At 72.7% G+C, this 20868-nt stretch carries 17 protein-coding genes; 1 reads left to right on the forward strand and 16 read right to left on the reverse strand.

Features of this window, described 5'->3' with window-relative positions; translation table 11 throughout:
- Positions 1-11 precede the first annotated feature (11 nt).
- Positions 12-989 (reverse strand): helix-turn-helix transcriptional regulator, encoded by a 978-nt coding sequence (locus BLQ73_RS25695; protein ID WP_093174257.1) that lies wholly within the window; start codon positions 987-989, stop codon positions 12-14.
- A 61-nt stretch (positions 990-1050) separates the two neighbouring features.
- On the reverse strand, positions 1051-2049 hold the full coding sequence (locus BLQ73_RS25700; protein WP_093174259.1) for a helix-turn-helix transcriptional regulator: 999 nt from the start codon (positions 2047-2049) through the stop codon (positions 1051-1053).
- Positions 2050-2150: 101 nt separating this feature from the next.
- Between BLQ73_RS25700 and BLQ73_RS25705 the strand changes: the two genes are divergently transcribed.
- Entirely contained in the window at positions 2151-3218 is a 1068-nt protein-coding gene (locus BLQ73_RS25705; RefSeq protein ID WP_093174261.1) for a DUF3866 family protein, read from the forward strand.
- Between the two features lie 187 nt (positions 3219-3405).
- Here the strand turns inward: BLQ73_RS25705 and BLQ73_RS25710 are convergent, their stop codons facing one another.
- The 14 genes from BLQ73_RS25710 to prcB form a co-directional block, all read right to left on the reverse strand.
- Complete coding sequence (locus tag BLQ73_RS25710) at positions 3406-5106, reverse strand: hydantoinase B/oxoprolinase family protein (protein WP_093174263.1); 1701 nt, start codon at positions 5104-5106, stop codon at positions 3406-3408.
- Positions 5107-5162: 56 nt separating this feature from the next.
- Positions 5163-7199 carry a hydantoinase/oxoprolinase family protein gene (locus BLQ73_RS25715; RefSeq protein ID WP_093174265.1) on the reverse strand — a complete coding sequence of 679 codons (2037 nt, stop codon included), beginning with the start codon at positions 7197-7199 and terminating at the stop codon, positions 5163-5165.
- Between the two features lie 106 nt (positions 7200-7305).
- A complete protein-coding gene (locus tag BLQ73_RS25720) occupies positions 7306-8295 on the reverse strand; it encodes an ABC transporter ATP-binding protein (RefSeq protein WP_093174267.1) in 990 nt (329 codons plus the stop codon).
- Positions 8292-9056 (reverse strand): ATP-binding cassette domain-containing protein, encoded by a 765-nt coding sequence (locus BLQ73_RS25725; RefSeq protein WP_093174269.1) that lies wholly within the window; start codon positions 9054-9056, stop codon positions 8292-8294. Before BLQ73_RS25725 ends, BLQ73_RS25720 begins: the two co-directional genes overlap by 4 nt.
- Positions 9053-10021: an ABC transporter permease gene (locus BLQ73_RS25730; protein ID WP_245691411.1), complete on the reverse strand. Its 969-nt coding sequence runs from the start codon at positions 10019-10021 to the stop codon at positions 9053-9055. The genes BLQ73_RS25725 and BLQ73_RS25730 overlap by 4 nt, the downstream gene beginning before the upstream one ends.
- Positions 10018-11034 carry an ABC transporter permease gene (locus BLQ73_RS25735; protein WP_093174271.1) on the reverse strand — a complete coding sequence of 339 codons (1017 nt, stop codon included), beginning with the start codon at positions 11032-11034 and terminating at the stop codon, positions 10018-10020. The genes BLQ73_RS25730 and BLQ73_RS25735 overlap by 4 nt, the downstream gene beginning before the upstream one ends.
- 4 nt (positions 11035-11038) lie before the next feature.
- Positions 11039-12670: an ABC transporter substrate-binding protein gene (locus BLQ73_RS25740; protein ID WP_093174316.1), complete on the reverse strand. Its 1632-nt coding sequence runs from the start codon at positions 12668-12670 to the stop codon at positions 11039-11041.
- A gap of 26 nt (positions 12671-12696) precedes the next feature.
- On the reverse strand, positions 12697-14253 hold the full coding sequence (locus BLQ73_RS25745) for a hydantoinase/oxoprolinase N-terminal domain-containing protein (protein ID WP_093174273.1): 1557 nt from the start codon (positions 14251-14253) through the stop codon (positions 12697-12699).
- Positions 14250-15323, reverse strand: a complete 1074-nt coding sequence (locus BLQ73_RS25750) for an S-methyl thiohydantoin desulfurase family protein (protein ID WP_093174318.1) — start codon at positions 15321-15323, stop codon at positions 14250-14252. Before BLQ73_RS25750 ends, BLQ73_RS25745 begins: the two co-directional genes overlap by 4 nt.
- Positions 15324-15761: 438 nt before the next feature.
- Positions 15762-16715: an FKBP-type peptidyl-prolyl cis-trans isomerase gene (locus tag BLQ73_RS25755; RefSeq protein WP_176955680.1), complete on the reverse strand. Its 954-nt coding sequence runs from the start codon at positions 16713-16715 to the stop codon at positions 15762-15764.
- 175 nt (positions 16716-16890) lie between these two features.
- A complete protein-coding gene (pafA, locus tag BLQ73_RS25760; RefSeq protein ID WP_093174277.1) occupies positions 16891-18249 on the reverse strand; it encodes a Pup--protein ligase in 1359 nt (452 codons plus the stop codon).
- Between the two features lie 167 nt (positions 18250-18416).
- The gene (locus BLQ73_RS25765; protein WP_093174279.1) at positions 18417-18947 is read right to left on the reverse strand and encodes a hypothetical protein; all 531 of its coding nucleotides are present in this window, start codon (positions 18945-18947) and stop codon (positions 18417-18419) included.
- A gap of 91 nt (positions 18948-19038) precedes the next feature.
- Positions 19039-19932, reverse strand: coding sequence for a proteasome subunit alpha (gene prcA / locus BLQ73_RS25770; RefSeq protein ID WP_176955682.1), 894 nt, complete (start codon positions 19930-19932; stop codon positions 19039-19041).
- A gap of 42 nt (positions 19933-19974) precedes the next feature.
- Positions 19975-20820 carry a proteasome subunit beta gene (gene prcB / locus BLQ73_RS25775; RefSeq protein WP_093174283.1) on the reverse strand — a complete coding sequence of 282 codons (846 nt, stop codon included), beginning with the start codon at positions 20818-20820 and terminating at the stop codon, positions 19975-19977.
- Positions 20821-20868: the final 48 nt, after the last annotated feature.

The raw sequence follows: 20868 nt of genomic DNA on the forward strand, positions 1-20868 counted from the left end.
GGCGCCCGACCCTACCGCTGCCCGGCCTCCTCGTAGTGCGCCAGGGCGAGCGCCGCCCGGTCCCGCGCCATGGCGGCGAGGCGGGCGGGCGCGATGATGCGGCCCGTCTCGCCGAGGCGCAGCGCCAGCCGCAGCAGCCAGTCCGTGTCCCGGGCGCGCAGCGCCACCCGCAGGCGGCCCTCGCCGAGCTCCTCGACGCTCTCACACGGGTAGTACTCCGCGACCCAGCGCCCCGCCGGGGCCAGCTCCAGCTCCGCCAGCTCATCGGTCGGCGACGGCTTGAACACCCCGTCGGTGACATCGGTCGGCTCGGCCCCCTCCGGAGGGGCCGCCGCCACGTCCAACGCCTCGACGTGCTGGATGCGGTCCAACCGGAACAGCCGTACGGCCTCGGCCCGATAGCACCACCCCGACAGATACGACCGGCCGTCCACCACCGCGATCCGCAGCGGATCGACCTCGCGGCTCGTCACCTCGTCGCGCCCCGGGGCGTAGTAGCGCAGCGACAGCCGCCTGCCGCGCCGCAGCGCGTCGTTCACCGTGGCCAAGGCGTCCGGGGCGACGTCCATCTCCACCGCCACCTGGCTGCTCACCGCCGCGGCGCCCTCGCCCGCGGCGCGCTCCAGCTTCGCGATCACCCGGGTGAGCGCGTCGCGCTGCCCGCCCTCCGGCGACTCGCCGAGCGGCAGCTCGTTCAGCAGCCGCAGCGCCACGAGCAGGGCGCTCGCCTCGTCTATGCCGAGCCGCAGCGGCCTCGCGATCGTCTCGGCGTTGTCGATCAGGATCTCGCCGCCGTCCCACGACACGTCGATCAGGTCGCCCGGCGTGTGCCCCGGCAGCCCGCACATCCAGACGAGCTGGAGATCGTCGATGAGCTGCTTCTCGCTGAGCCCGAACACCTCGGCCACCTCGTCCACCCGCGCCCCCTGATGCGACATCAGGTACGGCACGAGCGCGAGCAGCCTGGGCAATCTGTCAGCTGTGCTCATGGTCGCTCACCACTCCTCATTCGCTACGCGGCCGGCCTCGTCCCTCAACCGCCCACTCCGCTCACTGCGTCGGGCTCGCTCCAAACTCATGGTCACTCCCTTGCGCGTTGGCTTCGTGGGCGCCCTTGAGGACGGCGATGACGGCGTCGCGGGCGTCGGGCGGGGTGAGGACGCGGACGTCGGGGCCGAGGCTCGCCATCCAGGCGGCCAGGCGGCCCGTGTCGACGAAGGCGAGGTCGGCCTCGTCCCAGTCGCCGCCCTCGCGGACGGCCCGGGCGAGCTGGCGCAGGCCCTGGCAGGCGCCCCTGCGCACGGCGACCGTGGCGAGGCGCTCGGCCTGGCGCTCCTCCCACGGGCTGACCAGGGCTCGCAGGTCGACGCCCTCGGGCACCCGGACGACGCCGGGGCGACCCACGGTGGCGACCTCGCCGATGATGCGGCTGAGGCGGAACACCCGCTGCGCGGCCCGGTCGCGGTCGTGCCCGACGAGATACCACTTGCCACGGCGGGAGACGACGCCCCAGGGCTCGACGGTGCGGGTCGCCGCGGAGGGGCCGGCGGCCACGCGGTAGCCGAAGCGGACGGCCCGGCGGTCGCGGACCGCCTCCCACAGGGCGGGGAAGGACGGGTCGCGGGTGTCGACGCGGAGTTCGAGGGCTCCCCCGCCGAGGGCGGGCTCGTCGGCGGCGACCCCGCCGGCCCGCAGTTTGAGCAGCGCGCCGCTGGCTGCCTCGGCCAGGCTGGCCCGCTGCCACACCCGGGCGGCCAGGCCCAGCACCGCGGCCTCGTCGGGCTCCAGCGTGATCTCGGGCAGCTCGTAGGCCTCGGGGGCGATGCGGTAGCCCGGCTCGTCCTCCCATGCGTCGCGATGGACCTCGATGGGGATGCCGATCTCGCGCAGCTCGTTCTTGTCGCGCTCGAACATGCGCTGGAAAGCCTCGTCGCTGTCCCTGTCGTAGCCGGGCACCGCCTGGCGGATCTGCTCGGCCGGCAGCGGCCTGCGGGTGGCGAGCAGGCAGATGACGAGGTTGAGCAACCGCTCGGTCTTGCGGCGCGACATCCGGGCCTACCTCCTTGTGCTGTCGGACGCGCCGCTCCCCGGCGGGCCCGCCTCGCGATTTCCTCCGTGGGGATCGGCGGAGGAACGCTACCCTTCCCCACGTGATCAGATGGCGCAAGGGAACGGTCGAACGGGTCCGGCGCGAGTGGCCGGGCGCGATGGAACTGGACGTCGCCCTCCAGGAGGGCGGATGCCGGGCACTGGCCTATCCGCCGCTGGTGGGACGCCCGGAACCGGGCGACGAGGTGCTCCTCAACACCACCGCCTTGGCGATGGGTCTCGGCACCGGAGGGTATGCCATGGTGGTGGCCATCCCCGGCCGGCTGCCCGAAGATCCGATCGGCCCCGGGCACCTCGTGAAAGCACGTTACACCCCATTGCAGGCAACCGTGCTCGGAGCGGACGAGCAGGGTTCGCCCCATCACGAGACGCTGCGCGAGGCGGACACGCTCACCGGGATGCCGGTGGTGGTCGCCGATCTCCACTCGGCGGTGCCGGCGATCCTGGCGGGGCTGCTCGCGGCGCGCCCCGGCACCCGGACGGCCTATGTGATGCCCGACGGCGGCGCGCTGCCCGCGTGGTTCTCGATGTCGGCCGCGGCGCTGCGCGACGCGGGGTGGCTGTGCGGCACGGTGACGACCGGGCAGGCGTTCGGCGGCGACCTGGAGACCGTCACCCTGCACACGGGGCTGCTGGCGGCCAGGCACGTGCTCGGGGCCGATGTCGCGATCGTGGCGCAGGGGCCGGGCAACCTCGGCACCGGCACCCGGTGGGGGTTCTCGGGGGTGTCGGCGGGCGAGGCGGTCAACGCCGTGTCGGTGCTCGGCGGGCGCCCCGTGGCCTCCCTGCGGGTCAGCGAGGGAGATCAGCGTGAGCGGCACGTCGGGGTCTCGCACCATTCGCTGACCGCCTACGGGCGGGTCGCCCTGGCCCGGGCGCAGGTGGTGGTGCCGCTGCTGCCCGGCGCGTTCGGCGCCCGCCTGCGGGCGCAGGCCGCCGCCCTGGGCGAGCGGCACGAGCTCGTCGAGGTCGGCGTGGAGGGCCTGGAGGAGGCGCTGGCCGCCTCTCCCGTGCGGCTGTCCACGATGGGCCGCGGGATGGACAAGGACGCCGCGGCGTTCCTCACGGCCGCGGCGGCGGGCAGGCACGCGGCGTCGCTGCTCGCCTGAGCCCCCGGCGAGCCCCCACCGGCTCCCTTGGGGCCCCCGGCAGGCCCTCTGAGCGGCGTGGGATGAGCGCTGCGGGCCGATGGCGCGGGATGAGCGCGGGATGAGCGCGGAATAAGCGCCGCGGGCGGATGAGCGCCGTGGGGAGCCCCCCGGGGGCCGCCCCGCCACAGTGCGGCCCCCGGGGGGGTCAAAGCGCGTGCGGGTAATGGCGACGCGCGTGCTCCTCGGTGATGTAACCCTCGCGCAGGTCGGCCTGGACCGCCTGCGGGTCTCGCCCGCTCGGGGGGCCGAATCCGCCACCCGAGCCGGTGCGCAAGTGTACGACGGCATCCTTGGCCAAGGGAATGCGGGTACGCAGCGCGTGCTCCTCGACGGTGCCGTCGGGGTGCTCCACGGTGAGGCCGCCCGGCCTCCCCGCGTGCCCTCCCGCACGCCCCCACGGGGCGGTCCGCGTGCGGGCCAGGGCGCTGGTCAGGTAGTGGTCCTCCAGGCAGCGGAACGACAGGTCCAGCCCCGGCCCGCCCCGGTGGGTGCCCGGCCCGCCGGAGTCCTCCGCCAGGGCCATTCTCTCGATCCGCCACGGGTTGCGCGCCTCCCACACCTCCGCCGGGGTGAGGCGGGTGGCCGACTGAGAGAGGTACATGAGGGCGCCGGCCCCGTCGCCGCGCGGCGAGGCGCCCTGCCCGACGGGATGCGGCGCGCCGTCGGTCCACGGCGTGCCGGTGGCCTCGCGCTCCCCCCACCACACCAGGGCGTTGATGTCGCCGCCGCTGGCGGCCGGCACGTCCGGTACGGCTTCCGCCAGCGCGGCCAGGACGAGCTCGATCGCGTGGTCGGCGGGGATGCCGTACATGAAGCAGGGGGCGGGGCGCCGAGGGTGGAACAGCGACCCGGGGCGGGTGAGGACGTCGAGCGGGCGGAAGTGGCCCTCGTTGGGCTGTTCGCCCGCCCCGGCGAGGAAGGCGACCGCGAGACGGCAGGCCGCCACGGTGGAGGGCAGCGGGCAGTTGATCGGGCCGGGGGTCTGGTCGGGGCAGTCGGTGAGGTCCACCTCGATCCGGGTGCCCTCGACGGTGACCTTCACCGAGAACGGCACGGGCACGCCGCTGACGCCGTCGGAGTCGATGGCCCCGCTCGCGGTGTACACGCCGTCGGGGAGGGCGGCGAACCAGTCGCGCACCAGGGCCTCGCCGTGGGCGTACATGCGGGCGACGCACGCGGTGAACTCGGCTTTGCCGTACCGGTCGACGATCGCCGCCAGGGCCTCTCCCCCGGCCCGGGCGCCGGCGACCATCGCGTTGATGTCGCCGATGACCATGTCCGCCATGCGGCTGTTGGCGAGGATCATGCGGTAGATGTCGCCCACGAGGCGTCCGGCGTCGTACAGCTTGACGCCGGGAAAGATCGTGCCTTCCTGGTAGACGTCGAGCGTGTCGGTGGAGTAGGGGTCCTTGCCGCCGATGTCCAGCCAGTGCGCTTTGATCACCGAGTAGGCGGTCAGCTCTCCGCCGGCGAAGACCGGGACGACCATGGCGGCGTCCTGCGGATGGGAGCCCGTGCCGTACGGGTCGTTGTAGAGGATCACGTCGCCGGGGGCGAGGGAGCCGGGCCCGCCGACGCCCTCGACGGCGGCGCGCACGCAGAAGCCCAGGGTGCCCATGAAGGCGGGCAGGGTGGGCGCCTGGGCCAGCATGCACATATCGGTGTCGTAGAAGGCCACGGCGAAGTCCAGGGCCTCGTAGATGATCGGCGAGAACGCGGTGCGGGTGAGGGCGCGCTTCATGTGGTCGGCGGCGGCGTTGAGCCCCTGCCGCACGATCTCGGTGGTGATCGGGTCGGCGTCGGCGCCGGGCGCGGGGCCGGCCGCGGCGAAGGCGGTCCTCACCACGCCCCCACCATTCCCAGAGCTCCCAGAGCTCCCAGAGTTCACGGGGTTCACGGGGTTCACAAGGTCTTTTCCTCCCTGGTGACGAGCAGCGTCCCGCACTCGTGGGGGGCCACGGTGAAACCGGCGTCGACGTAGGTGGTGGAGGTGGGTTCGACCACCACGAGCGGCCCCGGCGTCGCCTGGGTGAGGGCGGCGCGGGGCACGGCCCGGGAGGGCACGAATCGTTTGCGGTGAAACGACCACAGGTCGATGTCGCGTCGCTCCCCCGGCGCCCCGGCGGCGGCAGGGGCGGGCAGGGGGGCGGGCCCGCCCGGGAGCCCGGCCCGCACGGTGGCCCGCACGGTCACGATCTCCAGGGGCCCAGGCATGTCGTGGCCGTAGGCACGGCGGTACCGCGCGGTGAACCTCGCGCGCACGCCGCCCGCGGTGTCGCCCGGCTCCACGCGCACCGCCAGCGTGTGCTCCTGCCCCAGGTGGCGCAGATCGAGGTCGATCTCCCGTACGGCGTCCGCCGGCTCGCCCCCGCCCCCGCGCCCGGCCAGGCGGGTGAACAGGCGGGTGAACAGGGCGCCGGCGAGGGTGAGGGCCTCCGCGAGCGCGGCGTCGGTCAGAGGCCGCACCAGGGTGCGGGCCGCGCCGCGCACCAGGTCGGCCTGGACGAGGCCGACGGCGGAGAAGGTGCCGGCGTTCGCCGGCACGACGACGGCCGAGGCGCCGAGTTCGCCCGCGAGCAGGCACCCGAACAGCGGCCCCGCGCCGCCGAAGGCCACGAGGACCGCCCGCCGCGGGTCCACGCCGCGCTCCACGGTGACCCCGCGTACGGCGTGAGCCATGTGGGCCGCTGCGATGCGCATGACGCCCTCGGCGACGGCGTCGGCGCCGGGCAGCCCGCAGGGGGCGGCCAGGGGCGCGAGGGCCGCGGTGGCGAGGTCCCGGTCCAGGTCGATGCCTCCGGCGAGGGGACCGGGCGGGATGAGGCCGAGGTGGAGCGCGGCGTCGGTGACCGTCGGCTCGGTGCCGCCGCGCCCGTAGCACGCGGGCCCCGGTACGGCTCCCGCGCTGCGCGGCCCCACCCGCAGCAGCCCGCCCGCGTCCACGTAGGCGACCGAGCCGCCGCCCGCGCCGACGGAGCGGACGTCGACCCACGGGCTCTGCAGGGGCAGGCCGCCGACCTCCCCTTGGAACAGCAGCGGCAGGACGCCGTCCTCGATGAGGGCGGTGTCGAAGCTGGTGCCGCCGACGTCGGCCGCGATGGCGGTGGACCGGCCGAGCGAGGAGGCCAGGCGCGCGGTGGCGGCGGCGCCGGCGACCGGGCCGGACAGGATGGTCTCGAAGGGGCGGGCGGCGGCCTCCTCCAGTGTCAGCGCGCCGCCGCCCGAGCGCGTGACGAGCAGTCTGCCGGTGAACCCGCGCGCCCGCAGCCCGCGGTCGAGGTTGCGGAGGTAGGGGCCCATGCGGTGGCGTACGAAGGCGTCCACGACGGTCGTGGTGGTGCGCTCGTACTCGCGGTATTCCCCGGACACCTCGTGCGACAGCGACACCTCCCCCGCGAAGCCGGCGTCGCGCAGCGCCGCCGGCACCGCGCGTTCGTGCGCCGCGTTGGCGTAGGCGTTGATGAGCACCACGGCCACCGCGTCCACGCCCTCGGCGGCGAAGACGGCGGCGGCCCGCCGTACGCCCTCGGGGTCGAGTTCCCGCACCACCGTCCCGTCCGCCGCCACCCGCTCGGCGACCTCCCGGCGCAGCCGCCGCGGCACGAGCGGCGGCGGGGGCGTCCAGAACAGGTCGTAGGGGTCGTCTCTGTCGCCGCGGCGGATCTCCAGGACGTCGCGGAACCCCTCGGTGGTGATGAGGCCGACCGTGGCCCCGCGTCGCTCCAGGAGCGCGTTGAGGCCCACGGTGGTGCCGTGGACGAAGTAGGCGCAGCGCGCCAGGGACTCGGGCGGTACGGCGGCGTCCACGGCGGCCAGCACCCCGAGTTCGGGCGCCGCCGGGGTCGTGGGCCGCTTGGCCACGGTGATCTGTCCTGTGTCGGTGTCGCGCGACACCAGGTCGGTGAAGGTGCCGCCGACGTCAACCCCGATCGTCGTCATAGCCCCGGACCGTACCCTCGGTGTGGATACGCCTGGGCGGTCACGCCTGCGCGCGGCGCGCGGACCATCGCCCGTCCCGCCCCGGCCGGGCGGGGTGCGCGGCAGGTCACCGTCGTACGGCACCGTCGAGGACCTCCTCCGCCCGGTGGCAGGCCACCGTGCGTCCGAGCAGCGGGCGCGGGTCGGGGGCGAGCTCGCGGCAGGTGTCGTCGGCGAGGGGGCAGCGCAGCCGGAACGGGCATCCGCTGCCGGCGGGCGCGATCTCGGTGCGGCCTCCGGCGGCGGGCGGCGGGCCGCCGATGCGCGGCACCGCGTCGCGCAGCGCCAGCGTGTAGGGGTGCGCCGGCCGCGCCAGCAGGTCGCCCGTCGGGCCGCTCTCCACGACCCGCCCGGCGAACATCACGTGCGAGGTACGGCACAGCCGGTCGACCACGGCGAGGTTGTGCGTGATGAGCAGGTAGCCGAGTCCGTGTCCGGCCCGCAGCCCCTCCAGCAGGTCGAGGATCCTGGCCTGCACGGTGACGTCGAGCGCGCTGGTCGGCTCGTCCAGCACGAGCACGCGAGGCCGTACGGCGAGGGCCCTCGCGATCACGGCCCGCTGCCGCTGCCCGCCGGAGAGCCGGTGGGGGCGGCGGGTGGCGAGGCCCGGCTCCAGCCCGACGTCGGCCATCAGTTCGGCGACCCTGGCCCGCCGCGCGGAGGCGGCGAGGCGGTGGTGCGCGGTGAGGCCTTCGGCGATGGAGGCGCCGATGCTCATGCGCGGGTCGAGGGCTTCGCTGCCGTCCTGGAAGACCGGCTGTACGGCGGCGCGGAACTCGGCCCGCCGGCGGCGGGGCAGCCCGGCCAGGTCGGCTCCGCCGTACAGGACGCGGCCGGAGCGGGGGCGCAGGAGGCCGAGCAGGGCGCGTGCGAGGGTGGTCTTGCCCGAGCCGCTCTCGCCGATGAGGCCGGTGCCTCCGCCGTCGACGGCGAGCGACACGCCGTGGACGACGGGGACGGGCCCGTAGGCGAGCGTGACGCCGTCGGCCGCGAGCACGGGGGGCGAGGTCGAGACGGGCGGGGCGGGCGGGGCGGGCGGGGTGCTCGGGGTGGTCACAGCTCCACTTCCTTGAGCCGCGGGACGGCCGCGACGAGGTCGCGCGTGTAGGGGTGGGCAGGCTCGGTGAGCACGCGGGCGGTGGGGCCGCTCTCCACGACCCGCCCGTCCTTCATGACGACGACGTCGTCGGCGACGGTGGAGACGAGGGCGAGGTCGTGGGACACCAGCAGCAGGGCCAGGCCGCGCTCGTCGCGCAGGCGGCGCAGCACGGCGACCACCTCGGCCTGGACGGTGACGTCGAGCGCGCTGGTCGGCTCGTCGGCGGCGATGACGTCGGCGCCGAGCGCGAGGGCCAGCGCGAGGGCGAACCGCTGCGCCTGCCCGCCCGACACCTGGTGGGGGTAGCGCCGCAGGACGGCGGGGTCGAGCAGCACGGCGGAGACCGCCTCGTGCGCGCGGGCCCGCGCCGCGGCGCCTTTCACGCCGTGGCGGGCGAGGGCGCGGCGCATGAGCGTGCCGAGGCGCATGACGGGGTTGAGGGCCGCCTGCGGGCTCTGCATGACGAGGGCGGCCTTGGCTCCCCGCAGGTCCCGCAGAGCACGTTCGGAGGCAGTGAGGACCTCGGTGCCGCACACGGTGACCCTGCCGGTGACCTCGGCGCCCTCGACGAGGCCGAGGGTGGCGAGCAGCGCGGTGGTCTTGCCCGAGCCGCTCTCCCCCACCAGGGCCGTGCAGCGCCCGGCGGCGAGGTCGAGCTCCGGGACACTGGAGATCACCCGGCCTCCGGCGCGCACCACGAGGTCACGGATCTCGATCACCGGGTCGCCCCCCTCGGGTCCAGGGCCTGGCGCAGGCCCTCGCCGAGCACATTGAAGGCGAACGCCGTCACAAGGATCGCCAGGCCGGGGAAGGTCACCACCCACCAGTCGGTCGTGAACAGCGTCTGGCCCTGCTGGACCATGAGCCCCCACTCGGCGGTCGGATCGTGCACGCCGATGCCGAGGTAGGACAGGGCGGCGGATGTGAGGATCACCCCGCCGGCGTCCAGGGAGAGCTGGACGGCCACCGGGGTGGCGGAGTTCGGCAGCACGTGCCGGAACACGATCAGCGGCGCGGGCACGCCGAGGCAGCGGGCGGCGTCCACGTAGCCGCGGGTGGCCACCGACTGGGCGACCGAGGCCGTCAGCCTGGCGTACCACGGCCACCAGGTCGCCGCCAGGGCGACCACGACGGTGGTGACGCTCGGCTGGAGCACGACGGCCAGGGCCAGCGACAGCAGCAGCGCGGGGAACGCCAGGAACACGTCGGTGACCCGCATGATCACGTCGCGTATCCAGCCGCCCGCGTAGCCGGCGACCACACCCAGGGTGACGCCCGCCGCCGCGGCCAGGCCCAGCACGGCCACCGCGATGAACAGCGAGGTCCGCGCGCCGAACAGCACCCGGCTGAGGATGTCCCTGCCGACCTGGTCGGTGCCGAACCAGTGGTCGGCGCTCGGCGGCAGCAGCGCCTCGGTGGGGTGGGTGGCCGTGCCGCCGTCCTCGGGGTAGGGCGCGATCCACGGCGCGAGCAGCGCGCAGGCCACGATCGCCAGCAGCAGGACCGCCCCTGCGGCGGCGAGGACATCGGCGCGGGCCGTACGCAGCAAACGCCGCAGCAAAAGCCGCAGCGGACGCGCCGGCCGCCGACCGAGCCCGGTGGGTCCGGCGAGCCCGGCGAGTCCGGCCGGTTCGGCGGGTCCGGCCGGTTCGGCGGGTCCGGCCGGTTCGGGGCTCGCCGTCACCGCGTCCTCACCCTGGGGTCGAGCACGCCCTGCACGAGGTCGACCAGGAGGTTGGACCCGACGTACAGCAGCGCCACCAGCAGCGTCACCCCGGCGATGGCCGGGGTGTCGAGCGACCGGATCGACGCGGCCGCGTAGCGTCCGAGCCCCGGCCAGTTGAACACGGCCTCGACCAGGAACCCGTTGACGATCGCATAGGCGAACACCAGCGCGATCAGCGACAGCACCGGCCCGGCGGCGGGCCGCAGCGCGAACCGGACGAGTACGGCGGTGCGCCCGAACCCGAGGGCCCGCGAAAGCCGTACATGGTCCTGCCCGCTCTCCTCGATGAGCGCCGCCCGCGTCATCTGCGCGATCACCCCGGCCGGGTAGGCCGCGACGACAAGCGCCGGCAGCGCCAGGTGCCACAGTGTGCTGGTGAAAACAGGCCAGTTGCCGGTGATGAGCGCGTCCACGATCGTGATGTCGGTGTAGACGGTCAGCGGACTGGTGCGGTCGAGCGAGCTGTCGTACTCCCCGGCGACGGGGAACCATCCGAGGTTTCCGGCGAACACCGTCTGCACGACGAGCGCGAGCCAGAACACCGGCACCGACACGGCCAGCATCGAGGTGAACCGTACGGACAGGTCCGGCAGCCCGGCCTTGAACCTCGCGGCGAGCACCCCGAGCGGCACCCCCGCCGCGACGGCCACCACCAGTGCCGCGCCCACGAGCTCCAGGGACGCGGGGAAGGCCAGCGTCAGATCCCGCGCGACCGGCTGCCTGGTGTGCAGGCTGGTGCCCCAGTCGCCGCCGGCCAGGTCGCGGGCGTAGTTCCAGAGCTGCGTCCACAGCGGGTCGTCCAGCCCGAACCTCTCCCGCGCCGCCGCCAGCTCGGCGGGGGTCGCCCGGGGGCCGGCGAACGCCACCGCGGGGTCGCCGGGAACCAGCCGCATGACGGTGAAGGTAAGGGTGACCACGCCGGCCACGACCAGGACCGCCTGGCCGAGCCGGCGGGTCAGATAGCGCAGCACGGGATTACGCGCCGGGCGTCAGATCGTAGACGAACACCACGTTCGGGTAGGCGGGGTTGTCCACGTAGCCGCCGATACCCCCGGCCAGCACCCGCTGGTAGTTCATGACGTACGGCACCGCCACCGCGGCCAGCTCGTCGATGAGCCGGGTCTGCAGGTCGGCGTACGACGTGAGCGCCGCCTCCTTGTCCACCGCCGCCAGTTCGTTGAGCTTGTCAACGGCCTCGTCGAACGTGTCGTCCTTCAGGTAGGTGAGGTTGAACGACGGCGTGTCGGAGCTGCGGAACACGTTGGCGAACCACGAGTAGGCGTCGGCGTAGTCCGGGTACCAGTACATGACGAAGATGTCCTGCCGCTTGCCGGTGTCGGCGGACTTGCCCCGGTCCCACTGGGTGGTCCACTGGAGCGGCTCGGCCTCGAGCTTCACGTTGAGGGTGCTGAGGGTGGAGCTGAGGAGGGTGGCCAGGAGCTGCTGGTCGGCGTCCCCCTGCGCGTAGGTCATGGTGAGCGTGAGCGGCTTGCCGCCGGGCCCGTGCCCGGCCTCCTTCAGCAGCGCCTCGGCCCCGGCCAGGTCCTGCTTGGGCGTGCGTCCGGCCACATGGCCGAACAGCCCCTGCGGCACCAGGCCGCTGGCGGCCACCCCCGCGCCCTTGAGCGCGGCGACCAGGCCGTCGTAGTCGATGGCCTGCTGCACGGCCTTGCGCAGCCGTTCGTCCTTCAGAGGGCCGCTCTCGGTGTTGAACAGCGCGAGGAGGTTCTGGAACGACGGCGCCTGGGTGGTCTGCGCGCCCTGGGCGGCGGCCTGGGCGAAGAGCTGCGGGTTGAGGCGCGGCACGAAGCTCACCTCGCCGCGCTGCACGAGCTGGGCCGCGGTGGTCAGCTCGGGCGTGACGCGGAACTCGACCCGCGTGAACTTGGCGCCCTGCCACCCGCCCCAGTAGCCGTCGAACGCCGTGAGGCTGAGCTCGACCTCCTTGCCCTTCTGCCAGGAGTCGACCGTGTAGGGGCCGGTGCCGGCGTCCCTGCCCTCGGCGAACCACTTCTCCAGGTCGCCCGACCCCGCCGCCGCCGTGTCGTAGATGTAGGCCGCGAAGTCCGCGGAGGCCAGCAGGTCGAGCGGCGCCGGATATTTAAGCTTGAACTCCAGCGTGAGGTCGTCCTTGGCCTTGATCTTCTTGATCGAGTCCCAGATGTAGGCCGCGCCGGCCCCCTTGTCCTTGGTGCGCTGGATCGCGTCCTTGGCCGCCTCGGCGGTGAGCGGCTTGCCGGTGTGGAACCTCACCCCCTCGCGCAGCGTGAACGTCCAGGTCTTGCCGTCCTTGGACGACTCCCACGCGGTGGCCAGGCGCGGCTCGACCTTCTGCGTCCGGATGTTGTACTTCGTGAGCGACTCGTAGATGTTCTGCATCGCCACGATCTCGTTGGAATACGAGCTGGCGGGGTCCCAGTCGGTGACCACGTCCAGGTTGGGGGCGTAGACGAAGGTGGTGCCGGTCGCGGGCGGCGCGGCGCCGCCCGCCCCCGAGGGGGCCGAGGAGCGGTCGCCCGCTCCGCGCACCTGCCCGCCGCCGCATGCGGCGGCGAGGGCCAGGGCGGCGGCGGTTCCGGCGGCGAGCAGGCATCTCTGCCAGCGCATGGTGGGGGGTTCCTTTCCGTCACTGATCACTTCAGCGGGCCGACCGCCTTCACATGCACACGGACGGCGGGCCCTTCGAGGTAGCTGAGCGGCACCTCGGCAAGCTCGACGATCTCCACTTTCGACGGGTCGGCGCCCGCGGCCACCGCCCGGTCCGCGGCCTCCCTCCCGGCCCGCTCGATGGCGGCCTCCCTGTCCCCGCGAGCCCCGACGATCGTGTCGAACCGCCCTCCGGCCAGGGCGACGGCCGCGCCCACGGCGTTGGCCACGTCGGCGTCGCGGGGCCGTACGACCTCTCCCACGCCGGGGATCGCGCCGGGCACGATGAACGCCCCGCCGCCGACCGCGACCAGCGGCCGGTCGGCCCGCCCGAACAACACGCGGTCCACCGCGTCGGCCACCATCGCGTCGGCACGCCGTACGGCTGCCGCCAGGCGCCTCGCCACGTCCTCCCCCGCCGGGACCGGGCGCGTGCCCACGCGTCCGCGGCCCGCGGCGACGGCGGCGTCGGTCATCGTCGGCGTCGGCCCGCCGAACACCAGGGCCTCGCGCGTGAGGCGGTGGCCCACCGAGCGCGGGCCGACGGCCCCGTCGCGGACGACGCTGCCGCCGCCCAGCGCGATGGCCAGGATGTCGGGCATGCGGAAGCCGGTGGTGACCCCGCCGATGTCGACGGCGGCGGACGACTCCCGGGGGGAGCCGCCCACGAGCACGCCGAGGTCGGTGGACGTGCCGCCGACGTCCGCCACGACCGCGTCCGGCACGCCGGACAGGAACACCGCGCCCCGCAGGGAGTTGGCCGGTCCCGAGCCGATGGTCAGCACCGGGTAGCGGGCGGCGTGGTCCACGGCCATGAGGGTGCCGTCGTTCTGGGTGAAGTAGGTGGCGGGGGCGAGGCCGCGGCCCGCCAGGGCGTCGCGCAGCGCGCCGGTCACGTCGCGGGCCACGCCGTACAGCGCGGCGTTGAGGACGGCGGCGTTCTCACGTTCCACCAGCCCGAGCGAGCCGATCTCGTGCGAGAGGGAGATCGGCGTGCCGCCGCCGAGCTCCTCCCGGACGATCTCGGCGACCTCATGTTCCTGGTCGGGGTTAGCCGGACTGAACACCCCCGTCACCGCCACCGCGTCGGCCTCCACCCCGGCGAGGAAGCGGCGGATCCCGGCACGCTCCAGCGGCGCGATCGGGCGCCCGTCCACGAAGTGGCCGCCGCCCACGATGATCTCGCCGGCCGACACCGCGTGCCGCAGGTCCTCGGGCCACCCGGTGAGCGGCGGGATCGACCGGGTCGCCGGGGCGCCGAGGCGCACGACGGCGACGCGGCCGAGCGAGCGCCGCTCCAGGATCGCGTTGGTGGCGTGCGTAGTGCCGAGCATCACCCGGCCCACCTCGCGGCCCCGCTCTCCCACCTCGGCGAGGACGGCGTCGAGCGCGTCCCGCAGCCCGCCGGTCACGTCGGGGCTGGTGGGGCGCTTGGCCCTGGCCACGATGCGGTCGCCCGCGTCGAGCACCACCGCGTCGGTGTTGGTGCCGCCGACGTCGATGCCCACGCGCAGCGCGGAGCCTGCCCTGCCGTCGTCGCTCACGTGATGTCCTCGAGGGGAATGTAATCCAGGTCGTAGCCGAAAGCACGGGGTCCGGCGGTCGCGATTCCGCGGGGTGTGCGCCACAGCGGGTCGCACGGCCAAGCGAGCACGCTGACGCGCTGCCCGTAGCGCAGCCCCTCGGTCTGTACGGCCGACGCGGTCTGGGTGTCGACGATGCCGATCAGGTCGGGCACGGTCGCCAGGACCCGTCCGTCCTCCGTCGCGACGAGGTTCTCGTTCTGGATCTCCAGGGTGAGGGCGCGGTCGCGGTCCTCGCCGACTCCGGTGATCGTGACGGTGCCCCGGGCGAATCCGCCGGTGGTCTCGCGCCTCAGATCGGTGATCTTCCCGTTGACGAGGATCTTGGCGCCGAGTTCCGCGGCCAGTGCGGCCAGCGGGGCGGCGGTGCGCTCGACGGCGCGGCCCAGGGCGAGGGCGAGGCCGACGGTGCCTTCGATGACCGCGCCGCGGGCCTCGCCGACCGGCAGGATGTAGTCGGCCATCAGCGCGCTCGATCCGGCGGCGACGCACACCGCGCGGGCGATCCGCTCGGCCCACAGCCCGTCGACGGGCCGCACGGTGGTCACGTTGCCGACGACGTCGGCCATGACGATCGGGGTGGGGGGAAGTCCCGCGACGAACATCGAGACCATCTGGACCTCGGGGAAGGCCCGGCCCATGCCGTCGGCGTCGAGCAGCGGCAGGCCGAGCCTGGCGGCCCAGGCGACGGGGTGGACACCGTTGCCGCCCCCGATCTCGGAGGGCATGACCGCCGCGGGGGCCCGCCCGAAGAGGCGTTCGGCCTCCCGCCGGATGAGTTCCGGCTCATCGTCGCCGTGGATCATCTCGTGGCCGACGGTCGGGGCGCCGATGCTCCCCAGCGGGAGGATCAGGTCGCCGTCGTCCAGGTCGTCGAGGCCGACGAGAGGCACCTCGCCGTATTCGCGGATGGCCCGGCCGGCGGCGAGCGCGGCGGAGCGCACGTCACCGCCCCCTCCCGTGCCGAGTACGGCACAGCCGCGGGCCAACGGCGCGACATCGTCCAACGTGAGGAACCTGGTCGCCTCCATGATGAAGATCATGGAGCAATCAGGACATCTGTCTCAAGGTCCTCAACGACATGAAATTGCACTTTATTCGCGATTGATAACAACAGAATCACCCGCCCCGACATGTCCGTCGTCGATCCGCATAACGGACCGCGTCGGCATTGCCGGGAGGGGCGAATCTTCAAGAATGGCCGAAACGGCAGGACCGAAATAGCCGAAACAGCCGAAATGGCCGCCAGCGGGTCGGCTGGGCGGCCAGATCGGTGAGATCGATAAAGTCAATTCGGCACGTCAGACCCGGAGGCCAGGCCAGAAGACCAGGCCAGAAGACCGGGCCAGGAAATCAGGTCGGATCAGGTCGGATCAGGCCAGGCGCTCAGGAGGTCACGGAATCGGGTCAGGGTGCGCGGTCAGGGTGTCCGGTCAGGAGATCGGGTCGATGTGCCGGGCCGGGTCCGATCAGTAGGCCCCGAGCACGTCCACCACGAAGACCAGGGTGTCGGTGCCCTTGATCTGCGCCTGGGGCTGCCCCTGCTTGCCGTAGCCGAGGTCCGGCGGGATGGACACCAGCAGGCGGCTGCCGACCTTGGCGCCGACGATCGTCTGGTCCCAGCCCTTGATCACCTGGCCGACGCCGATCGGGAAGGAGACCGGCTCGCCGCCCTTGCTCCAACTGGAGTCGAACTCGCGGTCGCTGCCCCAGATCTTGCCGGTGTATTGCACAACAGCCGTCTGCCCCTTTTCGACCTTGGGTCCCTTGCCCTCGATGACGGTCTTGTTGACGAGCTCCTTGGGCGCCGGGGCGTCGGTCTTGGTGGTCAGCTTGGGCGCGGCGCCCTCGGGGCTCTCCAACGTGATCCCCTTGACCCCGGGGTCGCCGGCGGTGCCGCTGATCTTCGGCGTCACCACGCTCACCGGGTCGAACACGAAGACCTTGGGCACGCTCACGTCGATGCCCTGCTGCTTGGCCTGCTCCAGATCCTGCTTGGTGTAGCTGTCGCCGGGCGCGACCACCGCGACGAACCGGCCGCCGGGCTTGACCTTGTGGAAGGCGTCGAACAGCACCTTGGGCAGCTTGTCGTCGACCTTGATCAGCTCGGGCTTGGCGCTGTAGGTGGAGCCGGCCATGGTGTTGCTCTTGCCGTCCCAATCGAAGACGGTGAGGTTGGAGATGACCGAGTCGCCCTTCTTGAAGGGTGTGCCCTGCCCCTCGCTGACCATGTTGACGGACGACGTCGTCGCCGGTTTGCCGCCGGGGAAGGTCACCTGCGGCTGCTTACCCGCCTCACCGGTGACCTTGATGGCGGACGAGGACGCGTTAGTGGCGGTGCCCGCTCCAGTGCCCTTGTCCGTGCCGCAGGCGGCGGCGAAAAGCAATGGCACGGCGGCGAGAACGGCCAATGGGCGGCGCATAGTTGGATTCCTCTGGGGAAGACGGCAGGTTCGCGCAACCATACCCGAGTGCGGTGTAGGGCCGGGCTAAGCAAACACTTGCCATGCTGATAGTTGACCCGACTTTTCAAAGCCGCCCGCGCGCCGCCGGAATCCGAGCGGACGGGGCCGGTCCCGCCCGCTCGGAGGCGTCGGGCTACATGCCCGCGATGAGCTTCTCCACCCGCTCGTCGACACTGCGGAACGGGTCCTTGCACAGCACGGTGCGCTGCGCCTGGTCGTTGAGTTTGAGGTGCACCCAGTCGACGGTGAAGTCGCGCCGCTTCTCCTGGGCCTTGCGGATGAACTCGCCGCGCAGCCGGGCCCGCGTCGTCTGCGGCGGCACGGACTTGGCCTCGAAGATCTTCAGATCGGAGGCCACCCGCTCGACCGCTCCCTTGCGCTGGAGCAGGTAGAACAGGCCGCGCCGGCGGTGCACGTCGTGGTAGGCCAGGTCGAGCTGGGCCACGCGCGGCGACGACAGCGGCAGATCGTACTTCTTCCGGTAGCGCTCGATGAGCTGGTATTTGGTGACCCAGTCGATCTCGCGGGCGACGAGGTCCAGATCGCCGGTCTCCACCGCGCGCAACGTACGCTCCCACAGCTCCAGCACGCGGTGCGCCACGTCGTCGCCGCCGCGCCGCTCCACGAAGTCCCTGGCCTTGGAGAGGTATTCCTGCTGGATCTCCAGCGAGGACGCCTCCCGCCCGTTGGCCAGGCGCACCCGCCTGCGGCCCGTCATGTCATGCGAGACCTCGCGGATCGCCCGGATGGGGTTCTCCAGGCTGAGGTCGCGCATCACGGTGCCGGCCTCGATCATGCGGAGCACGAGGTCGGTGGCGCCGACCTTGAGCAGCATGGTCGCCTCGCTCATGTTGGAGTCGCCGACGATCACGTGCAGCCGCCGGAACCGCTCGGCGTCGGCGTGCGGCTCGTCGCGGGTGTTGATGATCGGCCTGCTGCGGGTCGTGGCCGAGGACACGCCCTCCCAGATGTGCTCGGCCCGCTGGCTCACGCAGTACACCGCGCCGCGCGGCGTCTGGAGCACCTTGCCCGCGCCGCAGATGATCTGCCGTGTGACCAGGAAGGGGATGAGCACGTCGGCGAGCCGTCCGAACTCCCCGTGCCTGCCGACGAGGTAGTTCTCGTGGCAGCCGTAGGAGTTGCCCGCCGAGTCGGTGTTGTTCTTGAAGAGGTAGATGTCACCGGCGATGCCCTCTTCGCGGAGCCGCTTCTCGGCATCGACGAGAAGGCCCTCAAGGATGCGCTCACCCGCCTTGTCGTGGGTCACCAGCTCCACGACGTTGTCGCACTCGGGTGTGGCGTATTCAGGATGGCTGCCCACGTCGAGATAGAGACGCGCGCCGTTGCGTAGGAAGACGTTGCTCGACCGACCCCAGGACACCACTCGCCGGAACAGGTAACGCGCCACCTCGTCAGGAGACAGTCTTCGCTGTCCCCGAAACGTGCACGTGACGCCGTACTCGTTCTCCAGCCCGAAGATGCGACGATCCATCACAACACACTATGTGGTGCGGAGGCTGCGGGGGAGAGATCTTACCCGGCGTTTTGTGCGCGATCACGGGCCCGCGCCTCGGCGGGCCCGGTCGCGACCGATCAGGATCGGGCCAGGGCCCGCTCAGGGATCACTCAGAGCCCGCCCAGGGATCACTCAGGGATCGCTCAGGAGGTGAAGATCTCGGCGACCTTCACGATCCTGCCCTTCACCGTCCAGATCAGCGAAGGCTGCTTCTGCCCCTTGGCGATGCGCTTGAGGAGCTCGGCGCGGGAGCAGCGCTTGGTGCCGACGCCGCGCTTGTCCATCGTCGTCTTCGTCATGTCGCACCCGTAAGCGCTGAGGAAGACGACGTTGCGGGCGATCGGGGCCGCGTAGGCCGTCACATCGCCTTCGGGGGGAGCGACGAAGCTGTCGACGTGCTTGCCCCGCTTGTACCTGACGGGGACGTACTCCGCGGTCCCGGCTCTGTAGACCGTGAACCAGCCTCGCAGGACGCTGTCGCGGCGGGGTTTGATGCCCTTGGTGAAGTCGTGGCCGGGGTCGCTCTGGAAGCTCCTGCCGTACGGCGCGGGCTCGGGGAGGTTGGGGATGGGGGTGGCGACGGCGGCGGGCGCGAGCCCCGCCACGGTCGCGAGGGAGACGGCCGCGGCCGCGGCGGTGAGGGCGGCACGGCGGGTAAGAGTGGAAGTCTTCACATCCGGATAAGACGACCCTGGCGGGGCCGGGGTTGACGCGGATCAGGTGATGTGGGTCACATGATCCGCGTCAACCCCGGCCCGGCCTCGGTCAATCGCCAGAACCGGTGTCGATCTCGCCCTCGGGAGCGGTCGGGGGTGCCTTGTCGTCCTTGCCCTTCGCGGATCTGCCGTTCGCGGTCTTGCCGTTGCCGGTCTTCCCTGCGGCGGGCTTGCCGGATTCCGCCGGCTTACCGGATTCCGCGGGCTTGTCCGGCTCGGCCGGGCCCTCCTGCTCGCCCTCCGCGGCGGGGGCCGCGGCCTCGCCCTCGGCGAGCAGCGCCGTCAGGCGCGCCCCGGTGAGCCGCTGGAACTTGCGGTGCGGCCGGTTGCGGTCGAGCACCGCCACCTCAAGCTGCGTGGCGGGCGGCTGGTCCCCGCCCGGCTCGGTCAGCGCGAACAGGGCCGCCGACAGCGCCTCGGCGAGGGGCATGCCCTCGCGGTAGCGCTCCTTGAGGCGCCCGCTCACGGCCTCGGCCTGCCCGCCCATCGCCGAGGTGCCGTGCTCGTCGAAGACCGACCCGTCGAAGGTGAGGCGGTAGATCTGGTCGGACTCGGGCGTCTCGCCCACCTCGGCGACCACGATCTCGACCTCGAAGGACTTGACCGACTCGGTGAAGATCTGGCCGAGGTTCTGCGCGTAGACGTTGGCGAGGCCGCGGGCCGTCACGTCGCCCCGGTCGTAGGTGTAGCCGTTGATGTCGGCGTAGCGGATGCCGGCGAGCCGCAGTGCCTCGAACTCGTTGTATCGGCCGACCGCAGCGAACCCGATGCGGTCGTAGATCTCACTGATCTTGTGCAACGCCCTGGACGGGTTGGGGGCGACGAACAAGATGCCGTGCTCGTACTGCAGCACGACCACGCTGCGGCCACGCGCGATGCCCTTACGCGCGTAATCCGCCTTGTCCCGCATGATCTGCTCAGGCGAGGCATATCCAAAGGGCATGGACACCGGTGTGTGTTCCTCTCGTGGTGGAGTGCGGGCAGGCTAGCGCAGATCGGCGGCGGGGCCGTCGGGGGCGTTCATACGCCCGTCGAGCAGCGTCCGGACGTGGCCCGCGACCTCCCCGTCGGGCAGTCGTCGGAACCCGTCGGCGGTGACGATCGCCACGACGGGCCAGATCTCGCGGGTGACATCGGGGCCCGCGGTGGCAGAGTCGTCGTCGGCGGCGTCGTAGAGCGCCTGCAGGCACGTGAGTACGGTGTCGTCGGGCGAGGAGCCCTCCCGGTAGAGCTTCTTGAGCGCGCCCCTGGCGAAGATCGATCCCGAGCCGATGGTGTGGAACCGCTGCTGCTCGTACGGCCCGCCGCCCACGTCGTAGCTGAAGATGCGGCCGGCGCCCGACACCTCGTCGTAGGCGGCGAAGAGCGGTACCACCACCATCCCCTGCATGGCCATGGGAAGGTTGCCGCGGATCATCGCCGCCAGGCGGTTGGCCTTGCCCGCGACCGAGAGCGTGCGCCCTTCCAGCTTCTCGTAGTGCTCCAGCTCCACCCGGTAGAGGCGGGCCATCTCGATGCCGATGCTCGCGGCTCCGGCGATGCCCATGCAGGAGTGGTCGTCGGCCCGGAAGACCTTCTCCATGTCGCGCTGCGAGATCTGGTTGCCCGAGGTCGCCCGACGGTCGCCGGCCATCACCACACCGCCCTCGCAGGTGGCCGCGACGATCGTGGTGGCGTGCGGGATCTGGTCGCCGATCGGGGTGGCCGGGGCATGGCGGCCGGGCAGCAGCCCGGGCGCGTAGGTCCCGACGAACTCGGTGAACGAGGGGCTCCCCGTGTTATGGAAAAGGTGGTTCGTCAAGCCGGCGGGCAGGTCCCTGTGCGGTGCCACGCGACTCCCTCCAAAACAGTACGTCCTATACGGCCGACCCTACTCATG

The sequence above is a fragment of the Sinosporangium album genome (genome assembly GCF_900100605.1).
Taxonomy (GTDB): domain Bacteria; phylum Actinomycetota; class Actinomycetes; order Streptosporangiales; family Streptosporangiaceae; genus Sinosporangium; species Sinosporangium album.

What these genes read in the sequence shown, in the direction of transcription:
- BLQ73_RS25695 (WP_093174257.1), bottom strand. Translation starts at nt 989, where the DNA reads ATGAGCACAGCTGACAGATTGCCCAGGCTGCTCGCGCTCGTGCCGTAC.
- BLQ73_RS25700 (WP_093174259.1), bottom strand. Translation starts at nt 2,049, where the DNA reads ATGTCGCGCCGCAAGACCGAGCGGTTGCTCAACCTCGTCATCTGCCTG.
- BLQ73_RS25715 (WP_093174265.1), bottom strand. Translation starts at nt 7,199, where the DNA reads ATGACGACGATCGGGGTTGACGTCGGCGGCACCTTCACCGACCTGGTG.
- BLQ73_RS25740 (WP_093174316.1), bottom strand. Translation starts at nt 12,670, where the DNA reads ATGCGCTGGCAGAGATGCCTGCTCGCCGCCGGAACCGCCGCCGCCCTG.
- BLQ73_RS25750 (WP_093174318.1), bottom strand. Translation starts at nt 15,323, where the DNA reads ATGGAGGCGACCAGGTTCCTCACGTTGGACGATGTCGCGCCGTTGGCC.
- BLQ73_RS25755 (WP_176955680.1), bottom strand. Translation starts at nt 16,715, where the DNA reads ATGCGCCGCCCATTGGCCGTTCTCGCCGCCGTGCCATTGCTTTTCGCC.
- pafA (WP_093174277.1), bottom strand. Translation starts at nt 18,249, where the DNA reads ATGGATCGTCGCATCTTCGGGCTGGAGAACGAGTACGGCGTCACGTGC.
- prcA (WP_176955682.1), bottom strand. Translation starts at nt 19,932, where the DNA reads ATGCCCTTTGGATATGCCTCGCCTGAGCAGATCATGCGGGACAAGGCG.